The following is a 16,447-nucleotide window of genomic DNA, read 5'->3' on the forward strand; positions in this document are numbered from 1 at the left end:
CGGGAACAAACCATGCGCCTTTCTATCCGCCATACCACCCGATATCGCTTCGCCAGCCCCGTGGCGCACGGCATCCAGCGGCTGCGCCTGACCCCCAAGGAAACGCAGGGGCAGAAAATCCTCGAATGGAACATGGAGTTCGAAGGCGCGCACGAGCAGCTTTCGTATGATGACCAGAATTACAACCACGTCACGCTGGTGGCGGTGGAAGAAGGCGCGCGAGAAGTCGTCGTAACCTGCAGCGGCAAGGTCGACACGCAGGACCACGCGGGCGTCATCGGCCACCATGCCGGTCACTTGCCGCTGTGGTCGTTCCTGAGCCAGACGCCGCTGACGAAGCCCGGCCCGCGGATCAAGGCGCTGATCGCCAATGTGGAACGCAGCGAAGAAGGTATGGTGGGAACCCTGCACAACCTTTCCAACACGATCCGCGACAGCGTGGAATACGGCACCGGCAGCACCGGCGTGGCTACCACGGCGGAGGAGGCGACGGTGGAGGGCAGGGGCGTCTGCCAGGACCATGCCCACATCTTCATCGCCGCAGCGCGCAGCCTGGATATCCCGGCGCGCTACGTTAGTGGCTACCTGATGATGAACGACCGGATCGAGCAGGAGGCTACCCACGCGTGGGCAGAGGCCTACGTGCAGGGCCTGGGCTGGGTAGGCTTCGACATTTCCAATGGCATCAGCCCCGATCCGCGCTATGTGCGTGTGGCGACCGGGCGCGACTATACCGATGCTGCGCCCATCACGGGGATCAGCTTCGGCGCGATGACGGAGGATCTCTCGGTCGATCTCGCGGTGGAGCAGCAAAGGGAAGACCAGCAGCAACAATGACATATTGCGTGGGAATGGTGCTCGACAAGGGCCTCGTCCTGATGAGCGATACGCGGACCAACTCGGGCGTCGACAACATCTCTGTGTTCCGCAAGATGTTCAGCTGGTCCGTTCCGGGAGAGCGGATCATCACGCTGATGACGGCGGGCAACCTTGCAACCACCCAGGCGGTGATCAGCCGGCTGGAGGAACGCACCAAGCAGCCGTCCGAACGGCAGAATTCGCTGATGGAACTGCCCACCATGTTCCAGGTGGCTGCCGAAACCGGCAAGCTGCTGCGCGAAGTGATTTCCGAAACGCAGGACGACAACGGCCAGCACGGCAAGGGACGCTTTACCGCCTCGATCATCCTCGCCGGCCAGATCAAGGGCATGGAACCCCGCCTCTTCATGATCTACCCGGAAGGTAATTTCATCGAGGCCAGCTTCGATACGCCCTTCTTCCAGATTGGCGAGACCAAGTATGGCCGCCCCATCCTCATCCGAGGATACGACCGCGACATGAGTTTCGAGGATGCGGTTAAGCTCCTGATGGTCAGCTTCGATTCCACGCTGAAAGCCAACCTTTCCGTCGGTCTGCCGCTGGACCTGATGGTGATCGAGCGCGACGGCTTCGAAGCCAAGCACGAGCGGCGCATCGAAAGCACCGATCCCTATTTCAACGCGATCAGCGACAGCTGGAGCGAAGCGCTGCGTTCGGCCTTCCACTCGCTGCCGGATTACAGTTTCTATCAGCGGGACGAGACGCCCTAGTTCCTCGGGATCGGGTAGGTATTCCTACTTGGGTGAAATCCACTGCTACGCGCTCGCGCGATCCTCGGTGGAAACCCCTGACTGCGGCTATTCCCTAGGATGCATCCATTCCAGATGTCCGCTGATCCGCAGAAATCCTGATTCGTTGTTATACATCAATCCGTTATAGGTTCGATTCCGAGGTAATACGGATTGGTGGGATCGGGAATCCTGCGCAGTATCGCGGTCATGGAACAGCGTATCACCATCCACATCGTCGGCGGCAACAGCCGTTCCCGGGCAGAGCAGTCGCGCCTCATCCTGGCTCTTGGCCATCACGCGGAAGTCTATTCCGACCTTGTGGAACTGATCGACAGGCCGCCCCGATCAGGTGTCATCATCGCCAGCGACGATGTGCTGGAGCGCGGCATATCCACCCTGCTCGACTATCTTGCCGATGCCGGAATCTGGACGCCGCTGGTGGCGGCCAAACCGGAGCCTGAGGTGGAGGAAGTGGTAAAGGCCATTCAGGCCGGAGCGCTCGATTTCCTCAAGCTACCGCTGTCGGAGGCCGAAGTGCAACGCATGGTCGCCCACGTCCATTCGGATGCCGGTCGTCATGCGGAGGCGCGGCGCCGCCTGATCGATGCGCGGCGGCGGATCGGCACGCTCTCCCCGCGTGAACGTGAAGTGCTGGACTGGCTGACCGAAGGTTGCTCGAACAAGGCGATAGCCCGCAATCTGGAAATCAGCCCGCGCACGGTGGAAATTCACCGTGCCAACATGATGGACAAGCTCGGCGCCAACCATGCCGCCGAGGCGGTGCGGCTCCGGCTCGAAGCGCGGATGAATCGCGCCAGTGACAAGGAGAATCTGCCGGAGGAGTCTGAAGCGCTCCAGGCGGGCGCATCCCCCATCCGGCGGTCGGTCAACGCGGGATAATGCCCGCAGTTCGGGACAGGCTGCGCATCGGAATTAACGGCAATAGGAATTGCCGTCGATCACGCCTTCAACATGGAAATGATCGTGGTGGGCGGCGTTGTAATCCGGCCCCAGCACCGTGCCGAAACGGCGGCAGGCGCTTTGCTGGACGACGCGCAGGAACTGCCTCTCCCGGCTATCGCCCCTCCAGCCTTCCTGCACGCTGATGTGTCGTCCGTCGGCCAGCACGAAGCCGCCGATATCGATAGCATCGGCGCTGGCGTGCGCGCTGCGCCGGGATGTCCCAGCCACATTGCGGCAGGAAAAGCTGCCCATGGTCTGGATACTGGCCAGCGGCGAGCCGAAAATCTGCCGTGCCGCGCGGTCCACGCCGAAACGGGCCCAAGCGGCGAAGGCTGCGGAAACGGGGCAGGTCACAGGGCCGATATTGGTGACGTCCAGTCGCCCTTCGTCCGCAGCCAGTGCGTGCATCTGCACCGTGCCCAGCGTGCTGCATCCCTGGCCGAGATAACGATCGGGCAGGGGATCGAATCGTACCCCTGCGTCGCCAAGTCCGGCAAGGCACATGTTGTCGGCAGAGTTTCTCGCGACGGGAGCTGGCGCATTCACGCGCGGCGATGAGGCCGTCGTGCTGGCCTGGTCCGAAGATGCGCGGTCGCTTGCGCCACCCGCAGACTGCGGCAGGACCGAACATGCTGAAAGCGCCAGCGCGGCGACGCAAGGCACAAGGGCCTGTTTCATAACGATCTCCATGCGCACACGTGGTTAACCATACAGCCCTAACTTATGGTTAACGCGTCCGTAACCTGTTTGGAAGGCGGGCACCGATCACGCGCTTCGATCGTTGCAAGGGAAACCGCAATTTCGTTTGACTCATTGCGCGCAATCTCTAGTTCGCGGCCCGGGCCACGCGGTCCCAACGCCGCGCGAGCTCTCTGAAAGGAGAGAATACAACTATGACTACGATGCCGACGCTCCGTCCGGAGCGCCCCTTCTTTTCGTCCGGTCCCACTGCCAAGCCTCCGGGCTGGTCGCCTGACAAGCTCGATCTAAAGAGCCTCGGACGTTCCCACCGCTCCAAATATGCCAAGGGTCGACTGAAGTACGCGATCGACCTGACGCGCGAACTGCTCGGCATCCCCGACGATTATCTCGTCGGCATCATGCCCGGTTCCGATACCGGCGCGCTGGAGTGCGCGATGTGGACCATGCTCGGCGCGCGCCCCGCGACCGTCGCCGCGTGGGAAAGCTTCGGCAACGTATGGATCCAGGACGCGGTCAAGCAGCTCAAGCTGAAGGACCTGCAGGTGCTGGACGCCGACTACGGCGAAATCCCCGATCTTTCCGCGATCCCGCAGGAAAACGACGTTGTCTTCACCTGGAACGGCACCACCTCGGGCGCGAAGATCCCGAATACCGACTGGCTCGCGCCGGGCCGTGAAGGGCTCGCCATCAACGATGCCACCAGCGCCGTCTTCGCGATGGAAATGGACTGGGCGAAGCTCGATGCGACCACCTATTCCTGGCAGAAGGTGCTGGGCGGCGAAGCGCAGCACGGCATGCTGATTCTCAGCCCCAAGGCCGTGGAGCGGATCGAAAGCTACGATCCAGAATGGCCGCTGCCCAAGCTGTTCCGCCTGAAGAAGGGCGACAAGATCAACCGCGGTATCTTTGAAGGCGCCACGATCAACACCCCCTCCATGCTGGCGACGGAAGACTACATCGCCGCGCTGGAATGGGTGAAGTCGATCGGCGGGAAGGAAGAGATGTTCCGCCGCGCAGACGCCAATGCCAAGATCGTGAAGGACTGGATCGAAGCCACTCCGTGGCTGCGCAACATGGTGTCCGACCCGGCCAAGCAGACCAACACCGGCGTGTGCATGGTCTTCCAGGGCGAATGGATCGACAGCCTGTCTGCCGAAGATGCTGCTGCCGTGCCGAAGAAGATCGCTGCCAAGCTGGAAGAGATGGACATCGGCTACGATTTCAACGGCTACCGCGATGCCCCTCCGGGCCTTCGCATCTGGTGTGGTGGCTCTCTCGAATCCGAGGATATCAGCCGCCTCCTGCCGTGGATCGAATGGGCCTACGAAGAGCTCAAGGCCGGCAACCTCTAGGGTTTGCTCATTCGCGTGACCCCGCCCTTGCGGCGGGGCGCGCAACATGCCCGCAAGTTTTCCGATTTCATTCCCGGTCGACGCCCGAAAACCCTTCCGCGCACCGGCACAAGACAGAGACAGACAATGACCAAGCCTAAAGTCCTCATTTCCGACAAGATGGACCCCAATGCTGCCCGCATCTTCGAAGAGCGCGGCTGCGACGTCGACGTCATCACCGGCAAGACGCCGGAAGAACTGAAAGCCATGATCGGCGAGTACGATGGCCTCGCCATCCGTTCCTCCACCAAGGTGACGGCCGAAATTCTCGACGCTGCCACCAACCTGAAAGTGATCGGCCGCGCCGGGATCGGCGTCGACAACGTCGATATTCCCGCTGCTTCGTCCAAGGGCGTGGTGGTGATGAACACCCCGTTCGGCAACTCGATCACCACCGCCGAGCACGCCATCGCGCTGATGATGGCGCTGGCCCGCCAGATCCCTGAAGCCAACGCTCGCACCAAGGCCGGCGAATGGCCCAAGAGCGCCTTCATGGGCGTGGAAGTCACCGGCAAGACGCTGGGCCTGATCGGAGCAGGCAACATCGGCGCGATCGTTGCCAGCCGCGCGCTGGGTCTTCGCATGAAGGTGGTCGCCTACGATCCCTTCCTGACGCCGGAACGCGCCATCGAGATTGGCGTGGAGAAGGTGGACCTCGACACGCTGCTGGCGCGGGCGGACTTCATCACGCTGCACACCCCGCTGACGGACGAAACGCGCAACATCCTCTCGCGCGAGCGCCTGCAGCAGGCCAAGGAAGGCGTGCGCATCATCAACTGTGCGCGTGGCGGCCTGATCGACGAAGCGGCGCTGAAGGACATGCTGGAAAGCGGCCACGTGGCAGGCGCGGCGCTGGATGTGTTCAAGGAAGAACCGGCCAAGGAAAACCCGCTGTTCGATGCGCCCAACTTCATCTGCACCCCGCACCTCGGTGCTTCCACCACCGAAGCACAGGTCAACGTGGCGCTGCAGGTGGCCGAACAGATGGCCGATTACCTCGTCAACGGCGGCGTCTCCAACGCGCTCAACATGCCGAGCCTTTCTGCCGAGGAAGCGCCGAAGCTGAAGCCCTACATGGCGCTGGCGGAAAACCTCGGCTCGCTGATCGGGCAGCTTGCTCACGGCGACCTGGACAAAATCAGCATCGAGACCGAGGGGCACGCTGCGGAACTCAACCAGAAGCCCATCGTGGGTGCAGTGCTGGCTGGCCTGATGAAGCGCTATTCGCAGAGCGTGAACATGGTCAACGCGCCCTTCATGGCGAAGGAGCGCGGCATGGAAGTGCGCGAGATCCGCAACGAACGCGAAGGCACTTTCCAGACCCTGATTCGCGTGACCGTGGCCACCAGCCAGGGCAACCGTTCCGTCGCCGGCACGCTGTTCGGCAATTCCGATCCGCGCCTCGTCGAAATCTTCGGCATCGGCATCGAGGCGGACCTGTCGGGCAAGATGCTCTATATCGTCAACCAGGATGCTCCCGGCTTCATCGGGCGCGTTGGCGCGCTTATGGGCGAATACGACATCAACATCGGCACCTTCCACCTCGGCCGCCGTGCCAACGGGGAAGAGGCCATCATCCTTCTGAGCGTGGATCAGGAAATCCCGAAAGAAGTGATCGACAAGGCCTGTGCGCTCGATGGCGTGAAGGTCGTCAGGGCACTCTCGTTTTGAGGGAACTGGCGTTCTGAGAAAACTGCCCCTAGGGGAAGCCGCATGACCGATCCGACGCAGGACCTGCTTCCCGAAGGGCTGGAAGACCGCCTGCCGCAATCTGCGGCTGCGGCCACCCGTATCGAACGTGCAATGCTGGGCGTGATGGGCGCACATGGCTACGACCGTGTGCGCCCGCCGCTCGTGGAGTTCGAGCAATCGATGGCGCGCCGCATGAACGGCGTGATGACGCGGCACATGATTCGCTTCGTCGATCCCGCAAGCCTGCGTACGCTGGCCCTGCGCAGCGACATGACGGTGCAGGTCGGGCGCATTGCCGCCACCGGCCTTGCCGACGCACCGCGCCCGCTTCGCCTGTGCTACGCCGGGCAGGTGGCGCGCATTACCGGCAGCAAGCTGGAACCCCGGCGGGAGAACCTGCAGATCGGCGCAGAGCTGATCGGGCGCGATACCGTGGCCGCCGCGGGCGAAATTCTCGAACTGGCCATCGCCGCGCTGGAAGCGGCGGGTGCCAAGGGCATTTCGGTCGACTTCACCCTGCCGGACCTAGTCGAGACACTGGCCGACGGCCCGCTGCCTCTCGACGCGCAGGCGCGCGAGCGGGTTCGCCGGGAACTCGATACGAAGGATGCAGGCGGTCTGGTAGAAGCGGGCGGCGCGGCCTACCTGCCGCTGATCCACGCGACCGGCCCGTTCCCCGAAGCCGCCGAGAAACTGGCGGCGCTCGACAGCACCGGTGTTCTCGACACGCGCATCGATGGCCTGCGCCAGATAGCGGAGCGCGTGAAGGGCCGTGCCCGCCTGACGTTGGACCCCAGCGAACGCCACGGGTTCGAATACCAGAGCTGGTTCGGTTTCACGCTTTATGCAGAGGGCGTGCGCGGCGAACTGGGCCGGGGCGGCACCTATTGCATCGGCGGCAGCGATGAACCCGCGACCGGGTTTTCGCTGTATCCTGAAGAACTGGTGGAAGCGGTGAAGGCGGACGAGCCGCTGGGCGACAAGCTGTTCCTTCCTCTCGGTCACGATCGCGACGCTGCCGCGGCCTTGCGCGGAAAAGGCTGGCGCACCGTCGCCGCTCTGGACGAGGGCGACGATGCGCGCAGCCTTGGTTGTTCGCACAGGCTCGAAGGCAGCGAGGCGACGGCGCTCTAACGCCGAACGCTATCAGGAAAAGCTGGAGGGGTGAGGACCCATCCGGCCATCGACATCGTCCAGCGCGTCGATGGCAGCGATCTGATCGCCGGTCAGCGACGTCTGCAATGCCTGGAAGTTCGCCTCGATATGATCGCGGCTGCTCGATTTTGGGATCGGGGCCAGACCCTTTGCAAGGTGCCATGCGATGATGACGGCGGAGGCAGGCTTGCCCGTTTCCTCCGCGATATGCTTAATCGTCTCGTTCTCCAGCCCTTCGCCCTGGCCAAGCGGCGACCATGATTGCGTCACGATGCCCATGTCCTCGTGCACGCGGCGCAAGTCGCGTTGCTGAAACGTGGGGTGCAGTTCGATCTGGTTGAGCGCGGGGACGACGCCTGTCTCATCGACAATGCGCTTCAGGTCTTCCTCGCGGAAATTGGACACGCCGATGGACTTGGCCTTGCCCGCGGCGCGCAGTTCGATAAACGCCTTCCACGTGTCGACGAACTTGCCCTTGTCGGGGCAGGGCCAATGGATCAGCAGCATATCAACGTGTTCGCGGCCAAGCCGCTCCAGGCTCTCGTCAAATGCCTTCAGCGTCTCGTCGTAGCCCTGCCTGTCGTTCCAGATCTTCGTTTGCAGGAAGATATCGCTCCACTCGCCGATACCTTTCCCGACGCCAGTTTCGTTCTCGTAGACGGCGGCGGTGTCGATCAGCCAGTAGCCTACGTCGATGGCATCGCCGACGGCTTTCGTCGCTTCATCGTCGGACATCTTGAACGTGCCGAAACCCAGTTGCGGAATCTGGCGATCGTCGTTGAGGGTAAGGGTGGGATAGTCGGTCATCAAAGTCTCCTTTGACGAACCAACGGGCACCGCGCGCGATCTTTCCTGCGGATTGCACCTGCTTTCGGCCATGTCCGGGGCGCGCAAACCATCCCTTGCAGTTGCCCTTTCCCGCAGCATTGCCTAGGGCGCGGCGGGTTTTCTCGAAAAGGATTCTATAGTGGCCAACGTCACCGTGATCGGCGCCCAGTGGGGCGATGAGGGCAAGGGCAAGATCGTGGACTGGCTGGCCGCGCGCGCCGATGCCGTCGTGCGTTTCCAGGGCGGACACAACGCCGGCCACACGCTGGTGGTGGGCGACCAAACCTACAAGCTCTCGCTGCTGCCCAGCGGCATCGTCACCGGCACGCTCTCGCTGATCGGCAACGGCGTCGTGCTGGACCCGTGGGCATTGAAATCAGAGATCGAGAAGCTGGAAGGGCAGGGTGTTTCGATCACGCCCGACAACTTCGGCATCGCCGACAATTGCCCCCTGATCCTGCCGCTCCACCGCGACCTCGATGGCCTGCGCGAAAGCGCGGCGGGCAAGGGCAAGATCGGCACGACCGGGCGCGGCATCGGCCCGGCTTACGAGGACAAGGTCGGCCGCCGCGCGATCCGCGTTTGCGACCTTGCGCACCTCGACGATATCGGCCCGATGCTGGACCGTCTTTGCGCCCACCACGATGCGCTGCGCGCCGGTTTCGGGCAGGGCGGCGTGGACCGCGAGAAGCTGCTCGCCGAACTGCGCGAGATTGCGCCCTTCGTGCAGCAATTCGCCCAGCCCGTGTGGAAGCGGCTGAACGACGTGAAGAAGACGGGCGCCAAGATCCTGTTCGAAGGCGCGCAGGGCGTGCTGCTGGACGTGGACCACGGCACCTATCCCTTTGTCACCAGTTCCAACACGGTTTCCGGCACCGTCGCCAGCGGCACCGGGATGGGTCCGGGCGCGGCGGGGTTCGTGCTCGGCATCGTGAAGGCCTACACCACCCGCGTGGGCAGCGGCCCGTTCCCCACCGAACTGGAGGACGAGATCGGCCAGAAGCTGGGTGAGCGGGGCCACGAATTCGGCACCGTCACCGCGCGCAAGCGTCGCTGCGGCTGGTTCGATGCGGTGCTGGTTCGCCAGACCTGCGCGCTGTCGGGCGTTACCGGCATCGCTCTCACCAAGATCGATGTGCTCGACGGGTTCGATACGATCAGGATCTGCACCGGTTACAAGCTGGGCGACAAGGTACTCGACTACTTGCCCGCCCACGCGGCGGAGCAGGCGGCGGTGGAGCCGATCTACGAGGAATTCGAAGGCTGGCAGGGCACTACCGTTGGGGCGCGCAGCTGGGCAGACCTTCCGGCGCAGGCAATCAAGTACATCCGCCGGATCGAGGAACTGATCGACTGCCCCGTCGCCAGCGTATCGACCAGCCCGCAGCGTGAGGACACGATCCTGGTGCGGGACCCCTTCGCGGACTGATGTTGCTGCATAATTCTTGACTTGATCCTACTTTGTTCTACCTGTGTTCTCAATTGATTCGCAGGGGAGAACACGCGTGGGCCAGGTCGATTTCGCTTATGACATGGCTGCCGATCCGGCAGGGCTGCCGCTGGCGGTTTCCATTTTCGCCGATGGCGAGGACGTGCGCCTCCTGTTGCAGGAAGACGTGGAAGCCGCCGGTTTCTCTATTCGCGAAAGCGGATCGATGGACGAACTGCTGGCAGGTGACGCTCGCGCCTTGGGGGATCTGGTGCTGGTCGATTGCCCACGCCCGGACGTCGCCTCGATGGCGGCGCTCGCCCGGCTCGACAGCCGCGTCTCCCACGCCGGGGGTAGGCTGATCGTTTCGACTGCGGTCGGCGGGCTTGAGGATATTTTTGGTGTCTGCGCGGAAAGCCAGCCGCAGATCCTGGTCGATCCCACGCGGGCGGAGCGTGTCATCGCGCTGGGTCGGATGCTGGCCGAACTGCCGAACTTGCGGCTGCGCGAACTGTCGGAGACCGATCGTCTGTCCCTGCTGCGCCTGACGGAGCAGGTGGGCAAGATCGCCGAACGACTGGATCGGATGGATCGCAAGGCCAGTAGCGGCCAATGGGGTCAGGATGCAGGCGCGGTCGATGACAGCGCCTTCCGCTTCGAAAGCCCGGTCGACAGTTACTGCGCGCCCGGAATGGAGCGGCAAGCTGCCAAGGTGCCGCAGCGCCAGAGCCGGCCCGCGCTGCCCAGCGCCACGCTGGTGCGCAAGATCATCACCGCGCGAAAGTTGCGCGCGCGCTTCCTCGACGCTGAACTGTTTGCCGATCCCGCGTGGGACATGCTGCTCGACTTGACGGCGGCCCGCGTCGAGCATCAGCGGGTGTCGGTAACGTCGCTCTGCATCGCATCAGGCGTACCGCCTACCACGGCGCTGCGCTGGATCGGACAGATGACCGAGGCCGGCCTGTTCGAGCGTGCCGAGGACGATTGCGACCGCCGCCGTGCTTTCATCCGCCTGACGGACAAGGCAGCAGACGGCATGGCGCGCTATTTCGCCGAACTGGGCAGCGACGCAAAGGCGCTGGTCTAGCGCCTGCCGAAGGCTTCCTGCACCGTTGCCGGGTCAGTCACGCCATTAGCGATGAGAATCTGCACCAGGATCCGCGCCTTGGCCGGGCCAAGCGCGCGGGCCGCCACGAAGCCGTTGGCCTCGTCTTCGGGCTCACGGTCGACCAGCCCCTCGTTGGCACGCGTGGCGCGCACGACCACTATGCCCTGCCGCGCCGCATCAGCCAGTGCCTCGCGCACGCTGTCGGGCGCATTGCCATCGCCAAGGCCCGCCAGCACGATGCCCTCGGCGCCCGCTTCCACCAGTCGCCGGACGCTGTCGCCCGTTTGTCCGGCGTAGCAGTGGAGGATGGGGACTTCGGGAAATTCTGCGGGAAACTGCCAGCGCGCAGGCTCGTCCTTGCGCCATTGCGGTTGCAGCCAGTCCAGCGAGGCAGGCGTCGCCAGTGCCACTGCACCGCGCGGGAAGCCCTCGAACGCGTTGGAACCGGTGGTGCGGGCCTTGCGCGCATCGCGGGCGGAAAGGACCTGGTCCCCCATCACCAGCAATACGCCGCGCCCCTTGGCGTCGGGATCGGCGGCAACGCGCACGGCGTTGGCGAAATTGCGCAGGCCATCACTGCCCACCGCATCGGCGGGTCGCATCGCGCCCACCAGGACAACCGGCTTGGTCGTTGGTAATGTCAGGTCGAGCAGGAAGGCGGTTTCCTCCGCCGTATCGGTTCCGTGCGTGATGATCACACCCGCGCAGTCGGCATCGTCCATCGCCGCGTCGATTCCTTCGTGAAGGTCACGCCAGATGGTAGGGCCGATGTTGGCCGAATCGATGTTGGCGACCTGCCGACCCACCAACTGAGCGTCCACGCCAAGTTCGGCGAAATCATCCAGGAAGGTGCCGATGTCGATCTGGCCGGGGCGATAGTCACGCCGCGTGGCGGAGCCTGCCTGCCCGGCAATGGTGCCGCCGGTGGCCAGTACGAGGATAAAGGGTTCGCGCATGAGCGCGGCGTTAGCGGCGGGCTTGCGGGAAAGCCAGTGGTCTTGGCCCGACCGGCGAATTCCAAAAACTGGTGGGCGATGACAGGCTCGAACTGCCGACCCTCTCGGTGTAAACGAGATGCTCTACCAACTGAGCTAATCGCCCCAACACCAGTTTTTAGCTTGCGACCATTACGTTCGCAGCGCGCGCCCCTTAGCCCATGGTTTGCCCGCGTGGGAAGGGGGAAAGACGCCTTCGCTCAAAATTGTCGCTCCCGACCGCCGGTGGTGGCCTAAGCTTACGAATCGCTGGCGGGTTCCGCCCCTGCCAGCGCGTCCAGCACTTCGGCACGCGCCTCTTCGCTGCCCCAGTCGTATGCGCCGATCACGCGCCACAGTTCGTTGCCCTCGGCATCGTAGAGCACGGTCAGCGGCAGCACCGGGCCGCCACCGAAGGTGAAGGCCAGTTCGTTGTCCGGGTCCAGCCACTGCGGCAGGTTCGGCAGGTCGCGCGCTTCGAAGAAGGGCTCCACCACTTCGGCTCCGCGCATGTCCTCGCTCACCGTCAGCACGCGAACCCGGCCTTCCAGATCGGCGGCGAGTTCGTCGAGCAGCGGCATTTCCACCACGCACGGCGCGCACCACGTCGCCCACAGGTTCAGCAGCACCGGCTCTCCCACTTCCGACAGCACCAGTTCCTCTCCCGCCGGATCGACGACAGTCACTTCAGGAATGGCCTCTCCGGCGAAGCTGCGGTCGAGCTTGCCGGTCAGTTCGATAGTTTCGCTTGGCTGCGGCGCGGTCACGTTTTCTTGCGCCGCATCCTCCGCCCCGTTATCGCACGCGCCAAGAGACATGGCCGCACCGGCGGCAAGGCAGATCAGGAACAGGCGCGACTTGGCCAAGGATACATCCTCCAATGCAATGTGGGGCGGGCGGTTTGCCGAAGGCCCCTCTGCCATAATGCGCGAGATCAATGCGTCGATCCCGTTCGACAAGGCTTTGTGGCGACAGGATATAGCGGCAAGCAAGGCGCATGTCGCCATGCTGGCGGCCTGCGACATCGTGACGGACGAGGATGCCGAGACGATTATTGACGGGCTGGAACAGGTTGCGGCCGAGTACGAAGCCGACGGCGTGCCCGAGGACTGGGACCTCGAGGACATCCACATGACCACCGAGTCCCGCCTCGCCGAACTTATCGGCGCGCCGGCGGGACGACTGCACACCGCGCGCAGTCGCAACGACCAGGTGGCAACCGATTTCCGCCTGTGGGTGCGCGAAGCGATGGACGAGGCGATTGCCGGGCTGGAGGCTCTGCAACGCGCTCTTGTCACTCGCGCTGGCGAGCACGCCGAATCGATCATGCCTGGCTTCACCCACCTGCAGACCGCGCAACCGGTGACGTTGGGTCATCACTTGATGGCCTATTACGAGATGGCCGCGCGGGATGTCAGCCGGTTCAGGGACGCGCGTGAACGCATGAACCTTTGCCCGCTGGGTAGCGCAGCGCTGGCCGGAACCGGCTTTCCGATCGACCGTGAGATGACGGCGCAGGCGCTGGGCTTTGCTGGGCCGACGGCCAACAGCCTAGATTCGGTATCGGACCGTGACTTTGCCCTTGATTACCTGACCGCGGCCAGCCAGTGCGCGCTGCACCTGTCGCGGCTGGCAGAGGAATTCGTGATCTGGGCCAGCCAGCCCTTCGGCTTCGTTCGGATGCCCGATACGCTTTCCACCGGCTCCTCCATCATGCCGCAGAAGAAGAACCCCGACGCGGCGGAACTCGTGCGCGGTCATGCCGGGCGCATCGTCGGCTGCCAGACGGCGCTGATGGTGACCATGAAAGGTCTGCCGCTTGCCTATTCGAAGGACATGCAGGACGACAAACCGCCGGTGTTCGAAGCTGCCAGCCTGCTGCGCCTTTCCATCGCGGCGATGGTCGGCATGGTGGCCGATGCCACGTTCCGCACGGACCGGATGCGACAGGCGGCGGAACTGGGCTATGCTACTGCCACCGATCTTGCCGACTGGCTGGTGCGCGAGGCGGACATTCCCTTCCGCGAGGCGCACCACATCACCGGCGCGGCGGTGAAGCTGGCCGAAAGCCAGGGCAAGGCGCTGGACGAACTGACCATGGACGAATTGACGGATATCGACAGCCGCATCGACGAGCGTGTCTACGAGGCGCTCTCGGTCGAGGCATCGGTTGCCGCGCGCAAGAGCCACGGCGGCACGGCTCCGGACGAAGTGCGAAAACGCGTGGCGCAGGCCCGCGAAGCGCTGGGGATGGATGCATGAGGCGCGCTCTCCTGGTCCTTCCCCTGCTGGCACTGGCGGCCTGCGCCCAGACCGCCGATCTCGAGCCTGCGGCAGGCGAGACCCTGCCGCCCGCGCCATACGGGGCGCAGGAACCACTCGATGCCGAGGAATTGCTCACGCTCGACCCGCAGGCTGCGCCCGAACGCAGCGTTGAATTGCGGCGGGAGAGCGAGGAGCGCGAGGACGATCCGTTCGACCTCCCGCCCGAGAGCTGACAGGAATTACGTAAAGTGGATCATTTTCAACTCAGAAACGGCGAACTTCACGCCGAGGACGTGCCCCTTTCACGCATCGCGGAAGAAGTGGGCACGCCCGTCTATGTCTATTCGCGCGCCACACTCGAGCGCCACGCGCGCGTTTTCCGCGAGGGGCTGGAGCCGGTGGCAAAGGCATCCGGCAAGGAGCCGCTGGTTGCTTTCGCGGTAAAATCCAATCCCAACGTCGCCGTGCTGAAAGTGCTGAGCCGCGAAGGCTTCGGCGCCGATGTCGTTTCGGGCGGTGAACTGGTGCGCGCGCTGACGGCGGGGATCCCGGCGGACAAGATCGTGTTCTCCGGCGTCGGCAAGACGCGCACCGAGCTGCAACTGGGCCTCGAGAAGAAGATCGGCCAGTTCAACATCGAATCCTCCGAGGAAGGCCGCGAGCTTGCCGAACTCGCGGCGAGCCAGGGGCTTGAAGCGCAGGCGACCTTGCGCATCAATCCCGATGTCGACGCGAAGACGCACGAGAAGATCTCCACCGGCCGTGCCGAGAACAAGTTCGGCATCCCGCTGGTCCGCGCCCGCGAGGTGTTCGGTGAGCTCGCTAACCTGCCGGGCCTCAACCTGCGCGGCGTGGCGGTGCACATTGGCAGCCAGTTGCTCGATCTCGAACCGCTGGAAACGGCCTTTGCCAAGGTCGGCAAGCTGGTGGCGGACCTGCGGGCCGATGGCCACACGATCACCCACGTCGATCTCGGCGGCGGACTGGGCGTGCCGTACAAGGCCAGCGAGAACCCGCCCAGCCCTGCCGAATACGGCGCGATGGTGGCCCGCGCGACAGAAGGTTGGGACGTTCACCTGACGTTCGAGCCGGGCCGCGTGATCGCGGGCAACGCCGGTGTGCTCCTGACCCGCGTGGTGCGCGTGAAGCGCGGCGGTAACGGTCCGCCGTTCGTGATCGTCGATGCCGCCATGAACGATCTCGCCCGCCCGGCCATGTATGGTGCGTGGCATGATTTCGATGCCGTCGTGCCCGTTGGCGACAAGATGATGGCCAACATCGTGGGCCCGATTTGCGAGACGGGCGACACCTTCGCCACCGACCGCGAGATTGACGCCTTGCAATCGGGCGAGCTGGCGGTGTTCCGCACCGCCGGAGCCTATGGCGCGACCATGGCAAGCAGCTACAACTCGCGCGGGTTCGTGCCCGAAGTGCTGGTGGATGGCGAACAGTTCGCCGTGGTGGCGGACCGTATCCCAGCCGATGCCATCATGGACGCGGAACGCGTGCCGGACTTCCTGCTCGACTGATGCGCTCGCTGCCCCTCTTCCACCGCATTGCCGGACAGCCGGTGATCGTGCTGGGGGAGGGGGCCATGGCCGAACCCAAGCGGCGGCTGGTCGAACGTGCCGGCGGCCGCGTGGTGGCGGACATGCAGGAAGGCATCGACGAAGGCGCGCGGCTGGCCTTCGTTGCTCACGACGACGAGAAGATGTGCGAGGGTGACGCCATTCGCCTGCGCTGTGCCGGGTTGCTGGTGAACGTGGTGGACCGCCCGGACCTGTGCGATTTCACCACGCCCAGCCTGCTGGAGCGCGATCCGGTGCTGATTGCCGTGGGCACCAGCGGCGCGTCGGCGGGCCTCGCTAAGCAGCTGCGCCTGAGGCTGGAAAAGCTGCTGCCATCCGACCTTGGCGATCTGGCCCAGAAGCTTTCCGCCATGCGCGCCGCGATCAAGGAGCGCTTTCCCGACATGGGCGAACGCCGCCGCGCGCTGGACGAGGCGCTGGGCGCAGGCGGCCCGCTCGATCCGCTGGCGGAAGGCGGGGCAGGGCGCGTCGGAGACTGGCTCGAAAGCGCTGGCGATCATCAGACAAATGCGGTGCATCACTTCACTCTGGCGAGCGACGATCCCGAAGACCTCACCATTCGCCAGGCCCGGTTGCTGGGCAGCGCCGACGCGGTGATTGCCGACCCCGCCATCCCCGCCGCCGTACTGGACCGCGCCAGAGCCGACGCAGAGCGCTTGACGCTGCCCTACGATGGCCCGATGCCTGTTGGTCTCGTGGTGTTCCTTGAACGCGCCTGATTGGCGATTGCGAGGGATTACA

General features: G+C 64.3%; 16 protein-coding genes and 1 tRNA gene. 12 read left to right on the forward strand and 5 right to left on the reverse strand.

Annotated features, from left to right (window positions below; genetic code table 11):
• Window positions 1-12: 12 nt before the first annotated feature.
• The 3 genes from D4Q51_RS11915 to D4Q51_RS11925 all read left to right on the forward strand — a co-directional run bounded on the left by D4Q51_RS11915 (window position 13) and on the right by D4Q51_RS11925 (window position 2,510).
• Window positions 13-837: a transglutaminase family protein gene (locus D4Q51_RS11915; protein WP_120078004.1), complete on the forward strand. Its 825-nt coding sequence runs from the start codon at window positions 13-15 to the stop codon at window positions 835-837.
• Window positions 834-1,589, forward strand: a complete 756-nt coding sequence (locus D4Q51_RS11920) for a proteasome-type protease (protein ID WP_120078005.1) — start codon at window positions 834-836, stop codon at window positions 1,587-1,589. Before D4Q51_RS11915 ends, D4Q51_RS11920 begins: the two co-directional genes overlap by 4 nt.
• A gap of 228 nt (window positions 1,590-1,817) precedes the next feature.
• Window positions 1,818-2,510: a response regulator transcription factor gene (locus tag D4Q51_RS11925; protein ID WP_120078006.1), complete on the forward strand. Its 693-nt coding sequence runs from the start codon at window positions 1,818-1,820 to the stop codon at window positions 2,508-2,510.
• Window positions 2,511-2,543: 33 nt separating this feature from the next.
• On the opposite strand, the gene D4Q51_RS11930 is transcribed toward D4Q51_RS11925, so the two are convergent.
• Complete coding sequence (locus tag D4Q51_RS11930; protein WP_240624706.1) at window positions 2,544-3,251, reverse strand: extensin family protein; 708 nt, start codon at window positions 3,249-3,251, stop codon at window positions 2,544-2,546.
• A gap of 215 nt (window positions 3,252-3,466) precedes the next feature.
• On the opposite strand from D4Q51_RS11930, the gene D4Q51_RS11935 reads away from it, so the two are divergent.
• From D4Q51_RS11935 to D4Q51_RS11945, 3 genes are all read left to right on the forward strand, one after another.
• The gene (locus D4Q51_RS11935) at window positions 3,467-4,627 is read left to right on the forward strand and encodes a phosphoserine transaminase (protein WP_120078008.1); all 1,161 of its coding nucleotides are present in this window, start codon (window positions 3,467-3,469) and stop codon (window positions 4,625-4,627) included.
• A gap of 126 nt (window positions 4,628-4,753) precedes the next feature.
• Window positions 4,754-6,337 (forward strand): phosphoglycerate dehydrogenase, encoded by a 1,584-nt coding sequence (gene serA / locus D4Q51_RS11940; protein ID WP_120078009.1) that lies wholly within the window; start codon window positions 4,754-4,756, stop codon window positions 6,335-6,337.
• A gap of 42 nt (window positions 6,338-6,379) precedes the next feature.
• Complete coding sequence (locus D4Q51_RS11945) at window positions 6,380-7,492, forward strand: ATP phosphoribosyltransferase regulatory subunit (RefSeq protein WP_120078010.1); 1,113 nt, start codon at window positions 6,380-6,382, stop codon at window positions 7,490-7,492.
• Between the two features lie 12 nt (window positions 7,493-7,504).
• On the opposite strand, the gene D4Q51_RS11950 is transcribed toward D4Q51_RS11945, so the two are convergent.
• Window positions 7,505-8,320, reverse strand: coding sequence for an aldo/keto reductase (locus tag D4Q51_RS11950; protein ID WP_120078724.1), 816 nt, complete (start codon window positions 8,318-8,320; stop codon window positions 7,505-7,507).
• A 160-nt stretch (window positions 8,321-8,480) separates the two neighbouring features.
• Between D4Q51_RS11950 and D4Q51_RS11955 the strand changes: the two genes are divergently transcribed.
• A complete protein-coding gene (locus tag D4Q51_RS11955) occupies window positions 8,481-9,770 on the forward strand; it encodes an adenylosuccinate synthase (protein WP_120078011.1) in 1,290 nt (429 codons plus the stop codon).
• Window positions 9,771-9,846: 76 nt separating this feature from the next.
• Window positions 9,847-10,857: a winged helix DNA-binding protein gene (locus D4Q51_RS11960; protein WP_240624707.1), complete on the forward strand. Its 1,011-nt coding sequence runs from the start codon at window positions 9,847-9,849 to the stop codon at window positions 10,855-10,857.
• Here the strand turns inward: D4Q51_RS11960 and D4Q51_RS11965 are convergent.
• From D4Q51_RS11965 to D4Q51_RS11975, 3 genes are all read right to left on the reverse strand, one after another.
• The gene (locus D4Q51_RS11965) at window positions 10,854-11,834 is read right to left on the reverse strand and encodes an asparaginase (RefSeq protein ID WP_120078012.1); all 981 of its coding nucleotides are present in this window, start codon (window positions 11,832-11,834) and stop codon (window positions 10,854-10,856) included. The two genes, D4Q51_RS11960 and D4Q51_RS11965, sit on opposite strands and share 4 nt — an antisense overlap.
• A gap of 69 nt (window positions 11,835-11,903) precedes the next feature.
• Window positions 11,904-11,979, reverse strand: a tRNA-Val gene (locus tag D4Q51_RS11970).
• A 133-nt stretch (window positions 11,980-12,112) separates the two neighbouring features.
• Entirely contained in the window at window positions 12,113-12,718 is a 606-nt protein-coding gene (locus D4Q51_RS11975; protein ID WP_240624708.1) for a TlpA family protein disulfide reductase, read from the reverse strand.
• Between the two features lie 19 nt (window positions 12,719-12,737).
• On the opposite strand from D4Q51_RS11975, the gene argH reads away from it, so the two are divergent.
• From argH to D4Q51_RS11995, 4 genes are read left to right on the forward strand one after another with little or no spacing between them, the layout of a single operon-like run.
• A complete protein-coding gene (argH, locus tag D4Q51_RS11980) occupies window positions 12,738-14,114 on the forward strand; it encodes an argininosuccinate lyase (RefSeq protein ID WP_120078726.1) in 1,377 nt (458 codons plus the stop codon).
• Window positions 14,111-14,350 (forward strand): hypothetical protein, encoded by a 240-nt coding sequence (locus D4Q51_RS11985; RefSeq protein WP_120078014.1) that lies wholly within the window; start codon window positions 14,111-14,113, stop codon window positions 14,348-14,350. Before argH ends, D4Q51_RS11985 begins: the two co-directional genes overlap by 4 nt.
• Window positions 14,351-14,365: 15 nt before the next feature.
• Window positions 14,366-15,646 carry a diaminopimelate decarboxylase gene (gene lysA, locus D4Q51_RS11990; protein WP_120078015.1) on the forward strand — a complete coding sequence of 427 codons (1,281 nt, stop codon included), beginning with the start codon at window positions 14,366-14,368 and terminating at the stop codon, window positions 15,644-15,646.
• Window positions 15,646-16,425 carry a precorrin-2 dehydrogenase/sirohydrochlorin ferrochelatase family protein gene (locus tag D4Q51_RS11995; protein WP_120078016.1) on the forward strand — a complete coding sequence of 260 codons (780 nt, stop codon included), beginning with the start codon at window positions 15,646-15,648 and terminating at the stop codon, window positions 16,423-16,425. The genes lysA and D4Q51_RS11995 overlap by 1 nt, the downstream gene beginning before the upstream one ends.
• Window positions 16,426-16,447: the final 22 nt, after the last annotated feature.

The organism is Aurantiacibacter odishensis (genome assembly GCF_003605195.1).
Lineage (GTDB): Bacteria > Pseudomonadota > Alphaproteobacteria > Sphingomonadales > Sphingomonadaceae > Alteraurantiacibacter > Alteraurantiacibacter odishensis.